This is a genomic window from Gelidibacter maritimus, from assembly GCF_014062315.1.
Taxonomy (GTDB): Bacteria; Bacteroidota; Bacteroidia; order Flavobacteriales; family Flavobacteriaceae; genus Gelidibacter; species Gelidibacter maritimus.
Window position 1 is genome coordinate 291,968 of the sequence record NZ_JACGLT010000001.1, and the last position, 22,080, is coordinate 314,047.

General features: G+C 38.1%; 12 protein-coding genes. 4 read left to right on the forward strand and 8 right to left on the reverse strand.

Annotated features, from left to right (window positions below; all coding sequences use genetic code 11):
* The first annotated feature begins 145 nt into the window (after positions 1-145).
* The 4 genes from H3Z82_RS01315 to H3Z82_RS01330 all read left to right on the forward strand — a co-directional run bounded on the left by H3Z82_RS01315 (position 146) and on the right by H3Z82_RS01330 (position 5,371).
* Positions 146-2,170 (forward strand): cation:proton antiporter, encoded by a 2,025-nt coding sequence (locus H3Z82_RS01315; RefSeq protein ID WP_182202074.1) that lies wholly within the window; start codon positions 146-148, stop codon positions 2,168-2,170.
* A gap of 391 nt (positions 2,171-2,561) precedes the next feature.
* On the forward strand, positions 2,562-2,924 hold the full coding sequence (locus H3Z82_RS01320) for a hypothetical protein (protein WP_235982216.1): 363 nt from the start codon (positions 2,562-2,564) through the stop codon (positions 2,922-2,924).
* Between the two features lie 212 nt (positions 2,925-3,136).
* Positions 3,137-3,763, forward strand: a complete 627-nt coding sequence (locus H3Z82_RS01325; protein WP_182202076.1) for a TlpA family protein disulfide reductase — start codon at positions 3,137-3,139, stop codon at positions 3,761-3,763.
* Positions 3,764-3,946: 183 nt separating this feature from the next.
* Complete coding sequence (locus tag H3Z82_RS01330; protein WP_182202077.1) at positions 3,947-5,371, forward strand: bifunctional metallophosphatase/5'-nucleotidase; 1,425 nt, start codon at positions 3,947-3,949, stop codon at positions 5,369-5,371.
* Positions 5,372-5,531: 160 nt separating this feature from the next.
* Here the strand turns inward: H3Z82_RS01330 and H3Z82_RS01335 are convergent, their stop codons facing one another.
* The 8 genes from H3Z82_RS01335 to H3Z82_RS01370 form a co-directional block, all read right to left on the reverse strand.
* Positions 5,532-5,981, reverse strand: coding sequence for a methyltransferase family protein (locus H3Z82_RS01335; protein WP_317172398.1), 450 nt, complete (start codon positions 5,979-5,981; stop codon positions 5,532-5,534).
* 70 nt (positions 5,982-6,051) lie between these two features.
* On the reverse strand, positions 6,052-6,714 hold the full coding sequence (locus H3Z82_RS01340; RefSeq protein WP_182202078.1) for a peroxiredoxin: 663 nt from the start codon (positions 6,712-6,714) through the stop codon (positions 6,052-6,054).
* A 304-nt stretch (positions 6,715-7,018) separates the two neighbouring features.
* On the reverse strand, positions 7,019-8,350 hold the full coding sequence (locus tag H3Z82_RS01345; protein WP_182202079.1) for an MBL fold metallo-hydrolase: 1,332 nt from the start codon (positions 8,348-8,350) through the stop codon (positions 7,019-7,021).
* Between the two features lie 40 nt (positions 8,351-8,390).
* Positions 8,391-9,017: a class I SAM-dependent methyltransferase gene (locus H3Z82_RS01350; RefSeq protein WP_182202080.1), complete on the reverse strand. Its 627-nt coding sequence runs from the start codon at positions 9,015-9,017 to the stop codon at positions 8,391-8,393.
* A 277-nt stretch (positions 9,018-9,294) separates the two neighbouring features.
* Complete coding sequence (locus H3Z82_RS01355) at positions 9,295-10,059, reverse strand: 4'-phosphopantetheinyl transferase family protein (RefSeq protein ID WP_182202081.1); 765 nt, start codon at positions 10,057-10,059, stop codon at positions 9,295-9,297.
* The gene (locus H3Z82_RS01360) at positions 10,052-14,047 is read right to left on the reverse strand and encodes a non-ribosomal peptide synthetase (protein ID WP_182202082.1); all 3,996 of its coding nucleotides are present in this window, start codon (positions 14,045-14,047) and stop codon (positions 10,052-10,054) included. Before H3Z82_RS01360 ends, H3Z82_RS01355 begins: the two co-directional genes overlap by 8 nt.
* A gap of 92 nt (positions 14,048-14,139) precedes the next feature.
* On the reverse strand, positions 14,140-20,862 hold the full coding sequence (locus H3Z82_RS01365; protein ID WP_182202083.1) for a polyketide synthase: 6,723 nt from the start codon (positions 20,860-20,862) through the stop codon (positions 14,140-14,142).
* A gap of 361 nt (positions 20,863-21,223) precedes the next feature.
* On the reverse strand, positions 21,224-22,063 hold the full coding sequence (locus tag H3Z82_RS01370; protein WP_182202084.1) for a hypothetical protein: 840 nt from the start codon (positions 22,061-22,063) through the stop codon (positions 21,224-21,226).
* Positions 22,064-22,080: the final 17 nt, after the last annotated feature.

The following is a 22,080-nucleotide window of genomic DNA, read 5'->3' on the forward strand; positions in this document are numbered from 1 at the left end:
TTTTTATCAAATTTTAGCAAGTAAGCCCAATAAAGGTAATATATAGATGCTGTTTCTTTATAATGTTTATTGTATAATTGTAATATATATGACTGTTTTAATTCTCAAATTAACATAGTTTAATTTTTTCTCTTATTCATTTACTATGGATGTCATTATCAATCAACTTATAGAAGAATTTCAGTTACCCTTGCACAATCCTGTGTTGATTTTTTCCTTGATTCTTTTTATTATCCTTCTGGCGCCCATTATATTGCACAGGATTCGAGTTCCGGGAATTATCGGGTTGATTGTTTCGGGAATCATCATCGGACCAGCAGGCTTGAATATTTTAGAGAAAAGTCTTTTCGTGGATGTTTTCTCTACCATCGGCCTTTTATATATTATGTTCATCGCGGGTTTGGAACTTGATTTAACCCAGTTTAGAGCGACCCGAAACAAGAGTGTACTGTTTGGTTTCTTAACGTTTACGATTCCGATTGCAATCGGGTTTCCCGTTTGTCATTATATTTTGGGATTTGATTTTAATGCCAGCCTACTGACATCCAGTATGTTTGCTACCCATACCTTGGTAACCTACCCAATAGTCAGCAAGCTTGGCGTATCAAAAAACGTTGCTGTGGCCATTACGGTTGGCGGAACAATACTAACAGATACAGCCGTTCTTATCATGTTGGCGGTTATATTAGGGTCTCATGATGGAGGACTCACTCAGGAATTTTGGGTTCGTTTGGGGATATCCTTGGTCTTGTTTTCAGCATTTATGTTTATGGTTATTCCAAGAATTGCAAAATGGTTCTTTAGGAAATTGGAGAGCGAGAAACATTCCCATTATATTTTTGTGCTTTCGGTAGTTTTCTTTTCTGCATTTTTAGCAGAGATCGCCGGTTTGGAATCCATAATTGGAGCGTTCGTTGCGGGATTGGCACTGAATAAGCTTATACCACACTCTTCTGCCTTGATGAATCGCATTGAATTTATAGGCAATTCTTTATTTATTCCCTTTTTTCTTATTAGTGTGGGCATGATCGTGGATATTAGTGTAATTATGAGTGGACCTATGGCATTAATTGTTGCGGGGACACTCACCATGGTGGCTCTTTTTGGGAAATGGGCAGCAGCTTTTTTAACCCAAGTAATTTTTAAATTTTCCAAAGGTCAGCGCAAGTTAATTTTTGGATTGAGTAGTGCCCATGCCGCAGCAACCTTAGCGGTGATTTTGGTTGGATATAAGGCAGGAATTTTGGATGACAATATTCTTAATGGTACGGTTATATTGATTCTTGTAACATGTATCATTGCATCCTTTGTTACAGAAAGTGCTGCAAAAATGATTGTTAGAGCTTCAGACGACGATGAAAATATGCAATTGACCAGCCCTTCTTTTCAAGAAACAATTTTAATACCGATTGCCAATTTGGTGAATATTGAAAAGGTTTTAGATTTCGCCGTATTGATTAAAGATAAAAAATCGAGTAATCCGCTATCTATACTAACTGTAGTCCCCAATACTGCTGAAGCAGAGAAAATCATTCATAAGGCCAAGGAAGGCTTGGAAAACTATTTAAAAGAAACCACGGCATCTGATACCAACGCTACTGTTATGGCCACAATTGACCATAATCCTGCAAGTGGAATATCACGTACAGCCAAGGAAATCATAGCCGATATTATTTTACTGGGGTGGCCTCAAAGAACCGGGTTTTTAGATAAATTGATAGGGGACAAGATGGAAAGTATTTTACAAAATACAGAAAAAACACTTTTTATCTGTGACTTTGAAACCTCCTTGGTAAGCCATAAACGGTTATTTGTCATTGTTCCACCAAACGCTGAATATGAAGAAGGTTTTGCACATTGGGTCAATAAAATAGCAAAATTGTCAGTGGAATTGTCCATTCCAATCCATTTGAATTGCAATGAGGCAACGCAACAATCCATATTGAAGTTTGCAAAAGACAATAAAGTAACGCTGTCAATGGAATATAAGCAGTTTAGAGATTGGGATGACTTTCTTATTGTATCAAGAGATATAGATGATACCGACCTGATCATTTTAGTATCTGCTCGGAAAGGCTATATATCTCATTTTGGACAATTGGATAGGATTCCATTAAAATTGGAGCGGCATTTTCCTGATTTGAGCAAAATGGTAATTTATCCACAATAATAACCCTTGTGGTGTGAAACTGTGTGAGCTAAACCTCATTTTAAATTAATGAAGCTCAATTGTAAAAGTTACGAAGCAATGCATTTAAATTAATACTTGAACCAATCCCGCAGCAAAGTGAGATCATCGGGTATTTTTCACGAATGGTTTTTAATGTCAGCAGCTTGCATGGTTTGAAAAATTTTTTCCTTATTTGTTACTCTTGGGCTTGTCCCAGTCGTGCCAGTCGGCCGGACCCTAAGGTTTTCCCGTATCTGAAGTTCCGTCTTGTTTTTTTAGAAATTGTCGAGCTCTTGATCTTTGCTCCAAGGTAATTTAATAAGACTTTAACAGGGCAAAGTAACAAAGGTTACATTGGTACCACAGTATTTCCCTTATGTTTGTCCTTATCTTGAAAACTAAATCTTACATAGCGTTAGTTCTGATAAGTATTTTTCTGGCAAAGTTTGCTGCGATAGATGCTAATGGATTGAATATTATATTCAGTAGAAGCAACACTACTTTTGTAAATCCATATTGTCAGAAAAACTCTAGCAGTGAGAAATCAGATGCTTCGGATAGCTTTTTGCAACAGGATCATTTTGAAACACAGGTCATTACTTTAAGTGGAAATTGTACTTCTCCATTTCAATTTGAGATATGCTCTTGGGAAGCGCACTTCTCCGATGACATCGTTGTGGTCAACCAACACTTTACTTCCAAATTACGCTATCGCTATTTAGATAGCATATCTCCGCCTCCTCGGATTGCCTAAATGCCTTTTTGCGAACATTTTAAGGTCGGTGTATTCATTGTGATCTATCCTTAATACAGGCTGATGCATCCTCTGTTACGCAATAGACCGTTCAAAAATCAAACCATTCTAATTCGCATTTCTTAATGTAGTTTATAATTCAAATTCAACATTTAGTAATCAAATAGATACAATCATAAAACAATTGAGAGTTTCAATAAAATTTAAGACAAATGAAAAATAATAAAACAGATAACAACAAAAAGAAAACATGGATACAGTACGGAGTTTTTGCTGTAATTGCCATTACACTTTACGCCACCGGATTGCATACTGAAGTGATTGGATTTGCACAACGCGGCATTCTAGCTACTGGATTGATGAATCCTAATGTAAAAGACATTACCCAAGTACGAGAAAATGAGAACGATATTGCGATTGCGTCAGAATTTGAAAAAGCAGATTTTAGTTTAAAATTGATGGATAGCGATGGTAATGTTACCTCCTTGGAAGCTTTGAAAGGTAAGGTTATTTTTATGAATTTCTGGGCCACTTGGTGTCCACCTTGTATTGCCGAAATGCCGAGCATTGATAAGTTGCACGAAGACCTGGGAGATGAAGTAGCCTTTGTCATGCTCTCCTTAGATCAGGATTTTGAACTTGCCAAAGCTTTCGATAAACGAAAAGGATATAACTTACCCATTTATGCTCCTGCAAGCAATTTACCTCCAATGTACCAGTCGTCAGCAATTCCTACCACCTATATTATTGATGCCAAAGGAAACTTGGTATTGACGCATAAGGGAATGGCGGATTATAATGATGAAGGATTTAAAAAGTTCCTTAGAAGTTTAAAATAATATGATTTTCACCACTTGGTATTAGTGCACGGACGTTTACCTCGGACAAAAAGATAATTTCTTACACATGGCTCATGGGCTATACCAAGAGAATCTTAATGTCCAAAATCGACAAAAATTGTAAATTTATGGTTGACGTTAGAAAGTATATTACACAATTTCTTACTGACAAAATATCTAAATATGAAACTGAATATATTATTTATAAACGATGTACACGGATATTTAGCACCGCACCCAGAATTGTTCTACAACGAAACGGGAGAGGTCGTAGAAACCGTTGGCGGATATGAGCGTATTGCTGGACTTGTGGAAGCTATAAGGAATGATAACCCGAATACACTGCTTTTTGATGGCGGTGATACATTACACGGCACTAAACCTCTGGTAGATTCGCAAGGAGAAGCGATTATCCCTATTTTAAATTCAATAAAACTCGATGCCTTGATAGGACATTGGGACTTTGGCTATGGTCCGGAACGACTACAAGAGATTAGTGAGCATTTAACGTTTCCAATATTAGGCTGTAATGTCTATAATGAAGATGGCTCAAGTTTTTTAAATCCCACTATGATGTACGAAAAAGGAGGTGTGAAAATAGGGGTTATCGGAATTTGTGCCATGATTGTTGACAAAGTTATGCCAGAAAAGATGGGTAAGGGATTGAAGTTTACTTCTGGAGTTGATGAGGTGCCACAACACATTAAGAGTCTGAAAGCTCAAGGAGCAGATGTGATAGTCTTGCTGTCACATAATGGATTTCCGCAAGATGTTGCACTTTTGGAGCAAGTAGAGGGTGTTGACATTTGTTTAAGCGCACATACCCACAATAGAATTTATAAACCTCTTATGATTAATGGGGCACGTATTGTACAATGTGGGTGCCACGGTTCATTTATGGGGAAATTCACCCTTGAGATAGAAAAAAATACTATTAAAAACTATGCCTACGAACTTATTAAAATTGACAGTTCATTACCTAAAAGTGAAAAGATAGACGTATTGGTTGAGAAGGTTCTAAAGCCGTATCAGAACATTGGAACTGTTGTTTTAGGACGTACTGATACTATATTACATCGCTACAATACCATTAATTCAACCATGGATAGTTTTTTGTTAAATGCTATAGCAAATGCCACAAAAACAGATATCGCATTTTCAAACGGGTGGCGTTATGGCGCTCCCATATTTGGAGACATTACCGAGAATGATCTTTATAATATAGCACCAATGAATCCTCCTGTTTCTACAGTAGAAATGACTGGTACTGAAATTAAAGAGATGCTGGAAGAAAATTTAGAACGCACTTTTTGTAAGGATCCATTTGGGCAAATGGGAGGTTATGTCAAGAGAGTTTTAGGATTGCAAATTAATATGCGCATAGAAAATCCAAACGGACATCGCATCCAGGAAATCTATTATGAAGGATCACATCTTAATCTTGAAGAGATATATAAAGTGAGTTTCGTAACCACTCAAGGTGTTGCCAAAAAATATGGTAAAAACCGAAAAGAGCATCATATGAAAGCAGTGGACGCTATGAAATCTTATTTAAAGAAAACCCCAATTTATACTCCAGAAAAAGTAGTGAGTTTTCGATTGGTTTAATGTTTCCTATATTTTCCATAATATTTTAATATGATACTTATGAATTCCTATTATGAGGCGCGTACTCATGGACTAAAATGAGTTATAGAACAAAATCAAAAAGTCACTTTAAGTAATCCTTCATGTTTTTTGGAAATTATCCAAGATGATATAGTAAAATTCACATAAAACGTCGTGTTATTCTCTTGTAATCTCTATATTCTGGAAATTTTTTTGCTAATAATTTTTCTTCATATATCGATTTAAAATAAAACAGGATCAATATAAAAAATGTAATCAAAATTTTATAAAATGACGATTGATAAAGGGCATAACCGAGTCCCGAAAAAATCAGAGCGGTATAAATAGGATGTCTTGATATACGATAAGCTCCTTTGGTGATCAAAGTGCCAGAAGTCACTGGAGATGGGAAAGGTGAAAGTTTAGTGTTCAACTGTAAAAGGGCTATGATTCCGAATGAAATGGAAAGTACCATTAAAACTAAACCCGAATAGCATAACCATTCGGGTAGTTGAATATTTAATAAACATAGAGGTAAAAAATAAGCTATAAAAAGCAATACATGTACTGTTACAAATAGATAATCTTTAAAAGGTACTCTTTTAATCACTATTTAAAATTCTTTTAAAAGGACGTTGAAAAGATAAGAGCTTCAGTGTTTTAAAAGCCACTAATGGGGATTAAAGATGCTTTTTAGCGAGATAAAAATCTACCTTTTCAACAGAATCGTCAGCCAATCTTGCGTTAAGCTCATCCAGTGTCTTTGGTGGACCAACGATAATTTTATCCCCTTTTTTCCAATCTAAAGGCATAGCAACCTTGTGTTCGTCTGAAATTTGGAGCGCCTCTAAAACACGTAAGATTTCATTCATGTTTCTACCGATGTTCAAAGGATAATACATGATTAATCGTATTTTCTTACTCGGATCTATAAAAAACACGGCACGCACTGCGGCAGTTTCACTCTCATTAGGTTGTAGCATCCCGTACAATTTTGCTACTTTCATATCAATATCGGCAATGATTGGAAAATCGAAATAAACACCAGTGTTTTCCCTTACATTTTGAACCCAACCCATATGAGAGTGGATACTATCAATACTTAAGCCTAACAACTCAGTGTTTAGTGCGTCAAATTCACTTTTACGAGAAGCAAATCCACTCAGCTCTGTGGTACATACTGGTGTAAAATCCGCTGGATGTGAGAACATCACCACCCATTTGTCTTTTGCAAACTCTGAAAATTTTATATTTCCTTTTGTGGTCACCGCTTCAAAATCTGGAGCGTCGTCACCAATTCGTGGCATTGAAGTGCCTTCTTGCAGTTCTAAATTTGTTTCCATAATTATGTTTTTACTATTTTTTTTGATTGTTTATAAAATTACGCATTAATTGCTCCTTTACCCAATTACACTGGCTACATAAGCTTTAATTGGCCAGGATTTAACATCTCTTGGTAAGGAAGTTATACTATAAAAAAGAAATTACTCTTTAACTTGTTCTACAACATTACCTGAACAGCAAGGCCATTCAGGTAAGTGTGTGTTGCACAAAATAGAAGTAAAAACTAATCCACTACAAATCGAGTATCATTATTTTGTGGCCAATTGAGGGTTTTTAATAGCCCCGAGGTTCGTGATTTTAGCATCAGTCTTTAAATTCTTCTATCGCATCGCTTAAATCATAAACTGTAACACCTTGCATTTCGTTCTCAAGGATACTACTTCCCGCTGCACTTCGATAGCCACCTGCACAATGCACAACTATAGGCTTATCGGTAGGGATCTTACTTGCGGTGTCGCGCAGGTCATAGAGTGGATGCTCAAGCGCTTTTTTGAAAAACTTACCGTCTTCTATCTCACTTTGATTCCTGATGTCCACAATAGTATAGTTGTCTGGATTCTTTTTAAAATCTGCCAAATCTAACGTCTTAGTTTTTACCAAATTTTCATCTGAAAGCGTAATGACCTTAATCACCTGCTTTTCGTAACCTATCTTGGCCAATCGGTTTAAAAGCTTGTCCTTGTTTTCTTTATTGTCGATGACCAAAGTAAATTTTTCTTTTGGTGCAACAATAGAGCCGATCCACGTTTCAAATTTTGCCGTATCAGAGTCCGCTTGAATGTTAATGCTTCCTTTTAAATGTCCTTTCTTAAATGAGGCTTCATCTCTCATGTCAATAATGAGACCCGTAGCCGTTGTGTTTTCTTCAAAAGGAATCTTATCTAGGGTTGGATCTAAATCATCCGCTCCAGCCTTATTGATGTCAACATTAAATCCAAAATAAGAAGGAATAAAAGGCTGACCGTCGAGTAAGGTATTCATGAATTGCTCTTTGGATTGGTCTTTAAAGGCCCAATTGCCCATACGTTCATCGCCCAAAGTACTACTGGCGGCTTCACTTAGGTTTTTTCCACAGAGTGAACCGGCACCATGAGCAGGATATACAACCGTGTCATCTGGTAAATCATTAAATTTAGTGGTCATGGTATCGAACATCATTTCCGCCAACTCTTCGCGTTTCGCGGTCATATTACCAACGCTTTCACGTAAATCCGGACGCCCAACATCTCCAATAAACAGAGTATCACCAGTAAACATTGCGGTTTTATCACCTTCTGTAGCAACTATCGTTATACTGTCTGGAGAGTGTCCCGGTGTATTGATGGCCTTCAGCGTAATCTTGCCCAAACTGATAGTATCGCCGTCATCAAAAGATTTGTGAGGATAGTCCGCACCTAATTTTTCGCTGTTGTAAATCGTGGCTCCAGTGTCTTTATGAATCTCAAGATGTGAGCTCACGAAGTCGGCATGTGGATGTGTTTGGATGATTGCTGAGATTTTGGCGTTATTGGTTTTTGCAAAATCATAATATTGCTGTGGATCACGTTCTGGATCAATAACCGCCATCTTGCCATCACTAATTATGGCGTAGGAATAGTGTGAAAGGGGTTTGTATTCAAATTGTTTGATATTCATATTGTTTAAATTTTATTGGATAAAGTTATTTATCTTATTTTTACTTTTTAATAATGGGATGTTTCAATTTTTTAAAACTGCAGAATTGAAAGTTCTGTATAGTTTCAAAGGGTGTGATATGATCGGTGGTGAGGCATTTTGTTTTTTCAAAGTGCGTTTCAAATACTTCTGCCAAACCGTTTTCATCATATTGGGAAATTTCCAAACCGCTACACTTGGTTGGGCCTTGTTTTGAAAAGGTACCTATGATTAATCTGTCGGCCACAAAATTGCTGGTGATGGTTGTGTACGTTTTAATATGTTCTTTTGACGTTAAAAAATGAAATGCCGCACGGTCGTGCCATAAGTCATAAATATCTGTAGGTTCAAACTTGGTAACATCACTAACAATCCACTGTACACTATCGGCTTTTTCTCCTAAGCGCTTTTTTGCTTTTTCAAGGGCTTTGGCAGAAATATCCAATACGGTAATATCTTGATACCCTTTTTCAATTAGAAAATCCACGAGTTTACTGTCGCCACCACCAATATCGATAATCTTAGCTGTTTTAGAAACCTCTGATTCCTCTATTAATTTCAAAGAAATTTCAGGTTTTTCTTGAGTCCAGCTGACTTCGTTTGGACTTTTGCTCTCATATACAGATTCCCAATGTGCTTTTGAGTCCATTTTTATATATTTATTATCGTCTTACCCATGTTATTAGCTTTAAATACCTTTATGGTTTAGCCTTAATATAGCTTATTTCTAATACTGCTAAAGATAACAATCTTGTAGCAGAATTACTGTAACCTAAGTTACAAAATGCAAGTAAATGGTGAGATTGGAGAATTTATGTTCAGAAATTTACAAACTTTAGAATGCTGGCGGAACACATGTTTTTTGGATATGAAAGATCAACCGGTTTCAGTTCCTTAATGGTTTCCGATTCATTTAGGTTAAAAATTCAAAATAACAATTTAAGTTGCTCTCTTGTTGGCGCAGGTAGGAGTGTGATTTTTTCTAAATTAGAAAGGTCTTCAGTAACCGATAGAGCACCAATATAGTCTGGATTTAATTGGAAGCTAAGAATAGTAATTACTTTATAATTGCTAAATAATGATGAGGGTAATGAATGGAGACCATCTAAAACATGAATTTTCGAAATATTATCGTCAATTCCTTTTCCAACCGCTTTTACCACGGCTTCCTTACGTGTCCAGAATTTATAAAAAGAAAGATGTTTGTCACTATGAACGGTGATGGTATTTATTTCTTTCTGATTGAAAACATGTTTTAAGATATCGTCATAATTAAAACCTCTATTAATAAATTCAATATCAATACCTATCTGGCTTTTTCCTATAGCAATAAGTGCATAAGCTTCTGCGTGGCTAACATTAAAAAAGACGGAGGGATGTGAAGGTAAATATGGCTTTTTGTTTATATCGACCTTGAGATTGATTTCGCCAATGTCTACCACAATATGTTTAGCTAAAAGAAATTTCAGAAGTGCTCTACAGATAACAAATCTATTTTTATCTTTTGTAAAATGATATCGATTGGCCCGATTACATTCGGAGTGAGACAAAAGACCCATTAAATCAGGAACTAAGTCTTGAAGTTTTGATAACTCAATCTTATAAAGTTTTATGCCATGATCCGCTTCCATAGTATGGTTGGAATCAGGAATAACGGATTCAATCGTTTTACAATTGATCGTGCTATACACTTTCTAAGGTTTTATTGTCCAGCACCTCTTGAAGTTTTTCTGCTAAAACTTTGACATGGGGTTCGTCAAACATATCCACATGGTTGCCCGGGACCATGTGTTTTCGAATACCTCTAAGACCCATTTTTTTCCATCCTAATAAATCATGGTCATGGACAAAATTAATTTCCTCCATGGCTCTAAATAAATCGATTACAAAATCTTGGGGAGTAATCGTATAGGCGTTAGTGGCTTTTTGGTGATTTTCTTCCATTTTGTAGGGCACGTTGAATTGCATTTCGTACTGTTTCTCCTTGCCATGTTTTAACCTTAAAAATAATCCAGAGATTTGGATTTTCAACAATTCTTTTCGTCGTATAAAATGTTTTTTGCTCGCAAACATATTAAAACTTAAGTACACAACTTTTCCCATTTGAAATAGGTTTGAGAGTAACTTTTTCTTAACAGGATTAGTATAATAGTAAGACGGGTAAACATAGGTGTCAAATTGTGCAACAATTGTAACTACCTTCCCTTGGGCTCTTAATTGTCTGGCCATTTCAAAGGCAACGATCCCACCGTAAGAGAATCCCCCTAAGGCATAAGGTCCGTTCGGATTTGATGCAAGAATTTCAGATATATAATCTGCTGCCATTTGATCGATTGAATCGTGTGGTTCATCTACACCACTTAATCCTCTGGATTGGAGACCGAAAACGGGTTGGTCTTTATCTAAATGATGAGCCAGGGCATTGAACATTAAAACATTATGGTTGGCGCCATGAACCACATATAAAGCTGGTTTTGTACCTTCTGGTTTAAGTGGAACCAAGGAGTCCCATACAATGAATTCACGATCCATGTATGCAGCCAATTCTTTGACCGTAGGATGTTTGAGTAATGCTACCAAGGGTAATCTATTTCCAGTTACTTTCTCTATTTTGGCCATTACTTGAACCCCAACAACAGAATGTCCCCCAAGTTCGAAAAAGTCACTGCGACTATCAATCTTGTCAATTTTGAGGCATTCCTCCCATATGGAAGTGATTATTTTTTCTGATTCGGTAACAGGTGCACTAAAACCTAACTGTTCATCTTTGGAGGGGAGGTTCTGCAACAATGCTTTTCGGTCGATTTTTCCACTAAGCGTTGTCGGGAAAGCTTTGACTAAAATAAATTGATTCGGAATCATGTGGGCAGGAAGTTGATCTTTTAAGACGTCTTTCCAAACCTTCACTTGATTTGTATTCAGTTTATCTAAATCTGAAGCTATGACATTTGCGATTAATTGATCCTCATTGAGCAAAACTACTGCCGACTGAATGTGGTCCAAGGCATCGAGCGCTTGTTCTATTTCTTCCAGTTCAATACGCTGACCTCTAATTTTAACCTGATGGTCTATGCGTCCCAAACAATGTACATCGCCTGAAGGAAGTAATCTGGCCAAATCGCCTGTGCGGTATAGGGTAGGGCCTAAATCAGTTTCGATAGGGTTTTTTATGAATTTTTCAGCAGTTAAATCGTCGCGCTTCCAATAGCCTTGAGCAACACCGTCACCGGCAATGCAAAGTTCCCCAATTTTATTAGGTGAAACCAATCGATTGTGCTCATCAACAACATAAAGTTGGGTATTGGCCATGGGATGGCCGATGGTAATGCTAGTGTCTTCCTTGGATATCTTCTTCATCGCAGACCAAATAGTGGTTTCGGTAGGTCCATACATATTCCAAAGCTCAGTCACTTGTTTCAGAATGCTTTTTGCTAAAACCAACGGCAGTGCCTCTCCTGTTGAGATGGCTCTAAGGGGTAAAGGTTCATCCCATCCTGAGTATAATAACATTTGCCAAGTGGCAGGAGTAGCCTGCATCATGGTAATTTTCTCCTTCTTCATCACATCGAGCAACAATCGGGTATCCTTGGATGTTTCCTCATTGGTGATGATCAATTTAGCACCAATTAAGAGCGGGGCAAACAGCTCTACCATGGCAATATCAAATGAGATTGTAGTGATTGAAATTAAGGTATCTGAAGCTTTAATCCCCGGTTTTTTCAAGACACTAAATAAAAGATTAACCAGGTTTTTATGGGTAATCGGTACGCCTTTGGGCTTTCCGGTAGAGCCTGACGTATAAAGGATATAAACAATATTTTCAACGTCTACCTTTTCTTTTAAAGGCGTTATAGGATATCTTGCTAAATTTGAAAATATATTTTCTAAGAGCAAGAGTTTTGTGTTAGAATCTAATGCAGAAGAAAATTCTTTTGTGGTTATCGTGAATTTAACTTCTGAATCCTGCAACATAAATGCCAAGCGTTTGTTTGGATAGCTAGGGTCTAGAGGAAGATATGCGGCACCACATTCCATAATGGCTATTAAAGTGACAATCAGCTCAATGGAACGCGGCAAAGAAACAGCAACGAAATCGCCGTTTTCAACTCCCTGTTCCTTCAAATAATGAGCCACTTGATGCACCTGGCGTTCCAATTCACCATAGGAAATTTCCGCATCGCCAAATTTTAGAGCTGTTCTTGAAGGATTGGCCTGAGCTTGTTTTAGAAGTAATTCGTGTAAAGGTTGTTTTGGATAAGAAGCAACGGTATTGTTCAATTCAGCATACTCTGAGGCATCTATTTTAATAATATCACCAATCTTAACATCAGGATTGGCTACGATGCTTTGAACAACTTTTTCAAAAGAAACCATCATCTCTTTTATAGATTCAGGCTTAAATATATTTGAATTATAGGACCACTCTAACACAAGAGCATCGGCAGAACCTGAAGCATTTAGGAAAATTTCAAAGGTTTCGTACGCTCTTGGATTACTTTTCAATTGATATTCCAAACCTTCAAATGACACGCCATCATCCAGACCCATATCGATATTGAATACCACTGGAACCAACGGAACTCTAGATGGGTCTCTTGCTATGGACAGCTTTTGAAGTAATTCTCCAAAACTAAATTTCTGATGTTCATAGGCGTCAAAAAGCTGAGGTTTACGTTGTTTGAGATAGTCCTTAAAAGAAAGGGTCGTATCAATTTTACTTCGTAATGGTAGTAAATTTACACAATGACCAACCATTTGAATTTTACCACTTGCTGCTTGATCGGCTGATGGGAGACCTAAAACAATGTCCTCTTGTCCGGTTTGTGTATAGAGAAAAATCTCGAAAGTGGATAGGAGGGTAGTCACTAAACTGGATCCAGATTTAAGCCCGGTTTTCTTCAGTGCATTTACCAATGCCATCGACATTGGTAAATCTAAACGCTCACTTTTGAATGTTCTGTACTGGGGCCGTGGAAAATCTGTAGGTAAAGTAAGTTGCGGTACTGTACCCTTGAATTTATCAAGCCAAAAATTCTCGTTTTTGGTATGCTGAGGACTTGCCAAATAAGCTTGCTGCTCATCCGCATAGGCGGAAAAACTTTCAGGTTTGGGTAGCGTGTTTGGCTTTTTGAGGACATTGGCAGAATAAAGACCTCCCAATTCTTGAAGCATAATCCCTATTGACCATCCGTCGCAAATAATATGATGTCCGGTGAGCACCAATTGGTGTTCCGTCTCAGATAACTTAAGAAGTCCAACTTTCAATAAAGGACCTTTTACCAAATCAAAGACATAATTAGCCATTGCTGATAAATAATCTTTTATGGCCTTGTTTTTTTCGGCATCATTAAATTGTGAAAAGTCTTGATTATCGATGGTGATGGCCAACTTCTTAAAGATGGTCATGAATCGGCCATCCGTACTGAACACAGCTCTCAATGCTTCATGGCGACCGACCAAGGTCTGCACTGCATCATTGAATGCTGATTTATCAAGATCGCCTTTTAAAATAAGGCTTACCGATTCATTATAGGCTCTGTTGGCATCATCATCTCCTAATTTACAAGCTATCCATATTTCCGCCTGCGGTTGGGTGGTGTAGATGACGCGCTCTATTTCGGGTCCTGCAAAAGGATTGAAATTAGGTTGGTTATCTATGATAATTGTAGACTCTTTCATCAGTTTTTAACTGTAAATAATTTGTAATTAAACAAGTGTTGAATCAATCCCCACTATATTTCTGTCATTCAGACTCTTATGGTTTGTAGCTTCTATAATTCAATTTTTTTATAGGCTCCTTCATTATTTTCATCATCAATATACCATGCTGGATTTCCCGATTCGTCCATACCTAATTTAGCGCCCGGTTGTGGAGGCTGGTTCAATTCTTTGGAGTTCTTTGTACTTGAGGTGGTTTTATCATTTGAATTGGATTGAAATACACCTGCTTTTTGAAGTTCATGGATACTTTCCTTGAACGCGTTTATGATATAAGTAACATCCTCTTCTGTGTAGGCTGTGGTCAAGAAACAAGGAAAACCATCCCAAACATGCACTCCTTTAAGTCGCATGAGTACAAAAACCAATTCGCCATAAGGCACCTCCTCTTTAAAGGACAATCTCCACAAGGACCTAAAGTGATTGATTTCAAGTGGTAACTCATGATTTTTAAAGAATGAATTCATTTCTGAGGCCAATCGGTCGGTCATTCTTGATAAATCATCCTGAAGCTTTGGCCCGTTTTCTTTTAAATGGATCAATGAGGCTTTTGCAGATGCTAATGCCAACGGATGGCGTACGAATGTCCCAGCGAAATAAGTGACGCCGACTTCTGGATAGGAATCATCTCCAAATTGCCAGTGCCCACCATCAAGCGCATCCATATATTTTTTGCTACCCGCTATAGCTCCAATAGATAGTCCTCCACCGATTACCTTTCCGTAAGTGGCGATGTCTGCTTTAATATCGTACATGCCTTGAATTCCTTGTGGATGCATGCGGAACCCCGTGATGACCTCGTCAAAAATAAAGGCGGTATTTGAAGCTTTTGTGATGTTTCGAACTTCTCGTAAGAATTCTACAGGTTGAAACTCTGGTCTTCTACTCTGAACAGGCTCCACAAGTACGGCGGCCAATTCGTGGGCTCTTTCTCGGATAATTTGTAGACTTTCTTCAGTACCATAATCCAAAATCAACATGTTTTGGACTGATTCTGGCATAATTCCTGGTGCAGCAGGAAAGGATTTCTTTATACGAGAACCTCTTACCAAAACCTCATCGGTTATGCCATGATAGGATTTTGAAAAAGCAACAATCAATGATTTGCCTGTTACTGTCCGTGCAATTCGCATGGCGCCCAATACTGCTTCTGAGCCCGTATTGCAAAGGGCTGATCGGTCGTGATGCGTTAATTCGCAAAGCAATTCGCAAACTTCACCAGCCAAAGGATGTTGTGGACCAACTTCATAACCAAGTTCAATTTGATTGTGCAATGCTTCTTTAATAAAATCAGGTTGATGACCAAATAAGCAGGAGCCGAAACCATTTAAGGCATCAATATATTCGTTGCCGTCAATATCCCAGAGTTTATTCCCCGAAGATTTTCCAACCACTATCGGGTAGACCAGCTCTTTGGTTAATGGTTTGAAACCAGAAACCACCCTTGGATCAGCCATATGCGATCGGTGTTTTTGAGCGTAGGCTTTGCTATTCGCGGTTTTGTTATTGTAATTTGTTGTCAAATTATTCAAGAAAGCTTTTTGGCTATCATTGACATCAGAGGCATTCTTTTCTATTTTAGGCGAAGCCCCAAATGGCTTTTGATGTTCTTTTTTTTCATCCTCAGATAACACTTCAGTGGGTGTACTTTTGGTTGTATTGGCTGGAACTGGGCCAGACATTCTGTCCGTCTGAACCATAGGCTTTTCTTGCTGCTGCGTTGGCGATGGTGGAGCATAAGTACCATTTCCTTGAAGTAATTCTATTTGCTTACCCAATAATTGCAATTGCTGTGCAATCAGATTTAAAGCTGGATTACCATTTGTGCTATTAGAATTACTATTAAAATTTTGAGTCTGCAAATGAGACTGTGCTTGCGAATGCGAATGAGGTGTGAAAGTAGATGGATTGTTATTAGTAAAATCGGCCACTGGGCTGATAATTGGTGTTGGTGCAAGTGTTTCTTTAGGAAGCACTTGGTCCAAATGCTCTGCTAATAAATTCGGAGTGCTCAATTCCTCATTTAATTCTCGAAAAGTAATTGGGGTATTAAAATCATTTCTAAACGTGATGGCCATTTGGGTTAAAACCAAAGAGTCAAGGCCAAGTTCAAGAAAGTTATGATCATGCTCGGACGCTTCCAGTTCTATTCCTGATGTGTCCATGATGATATCTGAAATTTTTTCCAGAATCTTAGTTTTTCTTTGTGGTTGTGCAACAGTATCCATATGGTATTGTGATTGTATAGATTGATTGTTATTTGTTTGTTCAGATTGGTAATTATTGGCTTCTGTGGTTGGCGCCTTCATGTTGGCGTTATGAGGTACCATTGGTGGATCTACCCAACATAATTTACGGTCGAAAACATATGCTGGTAAAGCGATTCTTTGACGGGATTGACCTTTATAAAAAGCTTGCCAATCGGGTTCAATGCCTTTTAGCCAAAGCTGACCTAATGCGGAAAGCAGGGTGTGATAGGAGTTTTGATCAGCGTTTGGTGCCACTAAGCTCGCGATTGAAGTAGCTGATTTGGCTTTCTTTTTTTGTTGTGATAAAGTAGCTAAAGCACGACCGGGCCCCACTTCCAAGAGCAGCAGATCGTCTAAGTCTAGGGCAGTATCCATTGCATCCGAAAAGCGAACCGTGGCACGTAAATGATCGGTCCAATATTTCGGATCTGTAGCTTCCGAATCGCTGAGCCATGTGCCAGTAACCGTAGATATAAGAGGAAGGCGTGGAATGTTCAAAGCCACCTTTCTAACTTCAGCTTCAAATGCTTCTAAGACAGGATCCATCATATTGGAATGAAATGCGTGACTCGTTAAAAGTAAACGATTGGGTATTTCCTTTGCCTCTAAAATTTTCGCAAACTCTGCAATTGGAGCATCTTCACCTGAAATCACGCATAATAGATCGGAATTGACCGCTGCAACAGATAGGGTCTTTGGAACCATTGGGGCTAAACTCTCGTATGGTGTCCTCACGGAAAGCATACTGCCTCCAGGAAGACTACTTACCAATCTTCCACGAACGGCAACTAATAATAATGCGTCCTTTAAGCTAAATATTCCAGCCAAGTGGGCGGCTACAAATTCGCCAATACTATGGCCGCATAGAAGGGTGGGTTTAATCCCCCAATTCATCCATAGTTGAGAAAGCGCATACTCTATAACAAATAATGCTGGTTGTGTATATTGGGTATCTTTTAACTGATCTTCAGCTTCAACAGAATCTTTCTCAGGATAAATAATATTACGAATATCATATTTAAATGCCTCCTGTAGAATTTTAGCACACGCATCTACGGCGTCACGGAATACAGATTCCTGCTCATAAAGTGCTTTCCCCATTTGTAAATATTGTGCCCCTTGGCCAGGAAAAAGAAATGCCAGATTTTGAGGAATGGATTTTAACTCAGATGTCTTTACCGTTGATCCATTTTCAGATATGAGCTGTTTCACGGCGTCTTCTGAATCTGTGGCTAAAATAAAGCGTCGTTTGTTAAAGGAATCTCTTGTAGCGCTCAGTGAATAGGCCACATCTGCCAATTTAATGTCATTTGAAGCGTTTATAAAATTACCAAGCGCCTCTTGATACCCATCAAGACTATTCTTGCTTTTTGCCGACCAAGTTAGAATCTGCAAGGGCTTGCTTTCACCTGAAGGTGTTTGTTTATTAACAAATTCTTCTACTACGACATGTACATTGGTGCCTCCAACCCCAAATGAACTAATTCCGGCCCGACGGATTCCTTCAGAATCCCAGTCGCTAAGCACGTTATTGACATAAAATGGACTGTTTGCAAAATCGATAGCTGGATTAGGACTTGTAAAACCTAATGATGGGGGAATTTGTTGGTGGTTCATTGCTAGAATAGTCTTTATGAATCCAGCTGCACCAGCCGCAGCCGTTAAATGCCCCATATTACTTTTTATTGAGCCAATGGCACAATAATTCTTATTTGGCTGTTCGCCAAAAGCATCATGTAGGCCTTCCATCTCAATTGGGTCACCAATAGGAGTGGCTGTACCATGCGTTTCAATATAACTAATATTGGATGGCGCTAAATTTGCATCCTGAAGCGCACGGTAGATAGCTTCTGATTGCCCTTCAACACTTGGAGCCGTAAAACTGCCTTTGCCACCACCATCGTTACTAATTCCGACCCCTTTTATAATGCCATAGATATGATCGCCATCCGCTTTTGCTGCTTCTAAACTTTTGAGGAGGACAACGCCACATCCATCACTAAATACAGTTCCTTTTCCATCTTTGTCAAATGATCGGCAATGGCCATCAGGACTTAACATAGAACCTTCTTGATAAAGATGACCACTACGTATTGGAACAGTCACGCTAGACCCACCGGCAATTGCTACATCACATTGTCCATTTCTAATAGCTTCAGTTGCCTGCGATATGGCAAGCAACGAAGTTGAACACGCAGAATGTACACTGACAGCAGGTCCCTTTAGATTTAAGTGATAAGCAGTTCTTGTGGCGATATAATCCTTTTCGTTGAGGGTACTCGCTTGGAAATCGCCTACCTGATTCAATAATTCTGGGTTGGGCAGAATGTTATTCTTATAATAGGTATTCATGCCAGTGCCTGCATACACGCCAACACTTCCATCGTAATGTTTGGGTAGGTGTCCCGATTGCTCGAGGACTTCCCAAGCCACTTCTAAAAATAGACGTTGTTGCGGATCCATGACCGAAGCAACCTTCGGATTTAATCCAAAAAATGCAGGATCAAATTCTGGAGCTGATGGGATAATGCCTCGCGCTCTGACGTATAAAGGATCATTCCGTAAATCTTCAGGAATAGCACGATCTAATTCTTCAGGAGAGAAAAATGAGATGGTCTCTTTTCCATTTTTAAGAACCTCCCACAATTCTTGGATGGAATTTGCTCCTGGAAATCTGCCGGCCATCCCAATAACAGCTACATCTTTTGATATTCCGTTTTTAGTATTGTTTTTATATGTTTTTTTTGTTTTCGTACTCTTATTAGGTTCTAAATAGGCTGAGATTTCAGCAATTCTTGGAAATTGGTAGAGTTTTGTTACAGGCAATTTATAGTCGTAATCATTTAATAAAACAGCTACTAGTTTCTGTGCCAAGAGGGATGTTCCGCCCAATTCAAAAAAGTTGTCATCAATACCTATTTCCGGAATGTGCAATAAATCAACCCATACCTTGGTCAAATTTTTCTGAATTTTAGTAGTTGCTGCTTTGTATGGAGGCGCGGAATTGGGTCTGCTATATTCTGGTGCGGGTAAGCTTCTTTTGTCAATCTTACCACTTGAAGTTTTTGGAAATTCTTCAACTAATATAAAATAAGACGGCATCATGTAGTCCGGTAATATTTCAGAAACTTTCTTACGGATGTCAACAATATCTAAGTTGTCATGATTAGATTGCATATAAGCAACTAATTGCGATTGACCGCCCAAGTGATTGGACGCAATGACAACCGTCTGGAGAATACCCGACAATGAGTTAATGGCCGATTCTATTTCTGCCAATTCAATTCTATGGCCACTAATTTTGACCTGATCATCTTTCCGTCCAAGGAACTCTATATTTCCGTCAGGTAGGTATTTAGCAATATCACCCGTCCGATATATCCGATCATACTTACCGTCAGGAGATTTCCAACCAACAAATTTTTCATCTGTTAATTCTTGTTTGTTCAAATAACCTTCCGCTAAACACTCGCCAGCAATGCACAACTCGCCAATGTTCCCATCCGATAAGACTTGTTGTTCTGAATCAAGGATATATAAACCGGTATTACTTATAGCCTTACCAATGGATGGCAGAGTTGGCCAATCGGCAGGATTTCCGTCTAATTTTAATTCTGAAACCACATGGCATTCTGTAGGTCCATATTGGTTGTAAAGTATACAGGTTTTTAATTTAGTAAATAAATTGATGACCTGAGGTGTGATTTTAAGTTGCTCCCCAGCCGTCATTATTTCTTTTAAAGAAGAAGGGTAGTGGTTGGTGCTCATGGCAGCTTCAGCTAAGGCTTGTAGTGCTACGAATGGCAGAAAAAGCCGGTTGACCTTCTGCTTATCTATATAATTTAAAAGCGCTACCATGTCGAGTCTTAGCATATCATTAATCAGAACTAAAGTGCCGCCGCTGCTCAATGTGGCCATGATTTCTTGAAAAGATACATCAAAGCTTAATGGTGCAAATTTCAAGGTACGATCACCATTTTTGCATATAGAATGTTTGTTTTGCCAATTAATAAGATTAATCATGGCATTTTCACCCATACAAACACCTTTTGGTTCACCGGTGGAGCCTGAAGTATAGAGAATATAGGTTATTCCTGTAGGTTTATTTTCTAATGGAGTTTTAGAACCAATAGCCTGATTGGAATCATTACTGATTATTGGCTTAAGCCCGAGAGCTGTGATATGGCTTGTATCTTGGTCAGTAGTAATACAATACGACAAGTTGGAATTGTTAATTATGGAGTCAAGCCTTTTTTTAGGATATCCAAAGTCGATTGGCAGATAGGCTTTACCAGCTTTAAGAATCGCCAGAACGGATATGACTTGATTTATACCACGTGTTGTCGGGACGCCAATAAAATTTTCATCTTTCGCATGCATTAAGATGGCGTCGTAAGCTTTAGATATTTCTGCTGCCGTTTCCCTATACGTCAGTTTATCGGTTTCTGTTAACAAACAAAGCTGATCAGGATATAATCTTGACGCCTTCTCAAATAATTGATAAACACTGCTGGTAGGATTATGCATTTTGTTTCGAATTTATTGATGAAGTATTGTTAGTTATTTCTTTGGCAATTTGATGATTCGTAGGCTTGTAGTGTGTGAGAGTTAGCGCAATTCTGCAATCTCTAAGGTAACCCTTGTGTTGAGATTTAATTATACTAAATTCTAAACGAGAACATGAATTAAATTTAATGATTATGCTAAACATAATTAAGAGAAATGGGATAAATTGTTTCTTTCATCGTTCAAAACCAAAAATGTGACAATTAATTATTTCGTTAGACAAAACATAGAACAATTTATCCTGTTCTAACTCTATCAATCCTGGTTAGACTTCAAGCTTCAGAGGTAGGGGTTTAAATATTTTAATCAAAGGATTGGGGATCTATCGGCTGCCGGGTTCTGCACGCGTCTCAATTATTGATGGTTTTTTGGGAAGATTGTATAATTTAAACTTTTTTATAGGATTCATGAAATACATAAAACCAAGCATCGTCAAGAAATAAATTATTGAAAAAGCGGTAAACGTAGGGATACCACCTGTACTGGGGGAGATGGACAAGGCGTTTAGTGTGATATTAAGAGCAAACTGCAATAATAATACGCAAATCCCACTTTTGGAATGGCCGTAAACAATGGTGCACATTCCTGCAATTCCTAACATAAAAATACCCAAAGACAATATTGGTATGCCTGGTAGGACACCTTCGCCATGAATGACGACTGGAATCCACCATAAAGTCCATACAAACCCAACAATTTGACTGGCATAAAACGGCTTGACTCTTTTTGATAATTCGCGAATACAATAACTGACCCAAACAACTTCACCAAGGAAGGCCCATACAAATAAAGCCACAATTCCGCGAAAAGTTAAAACTCCGAAATTTGTTTTTAAAAATAATGAGTAATCGCCTGTTGTGTATAATCCTTTAAGAAACAAGGTAATTCCACCTACAACAAATGCAAACATTAAGCTAAACAAATACCATTTAGGATGCACCTTCCAATTTAACATTGGTTTGAAGATATCCATAACACCCTGAATACCCCTGGTATATTGGACTAAAATAATTAAGAATAGTAAGAGGATGCAAAAACGTCCATTGGTATACACAAATCTTGGAAAAAGTCCTTGTACTCTAGCATAGACAAAAAGCGCACTAACTATTGGTCCAAGAGCTAAAAATACCCAAATCTCATTTCTTTTTATAAAATCGCCCATAGTTTTAAATAGTTTTT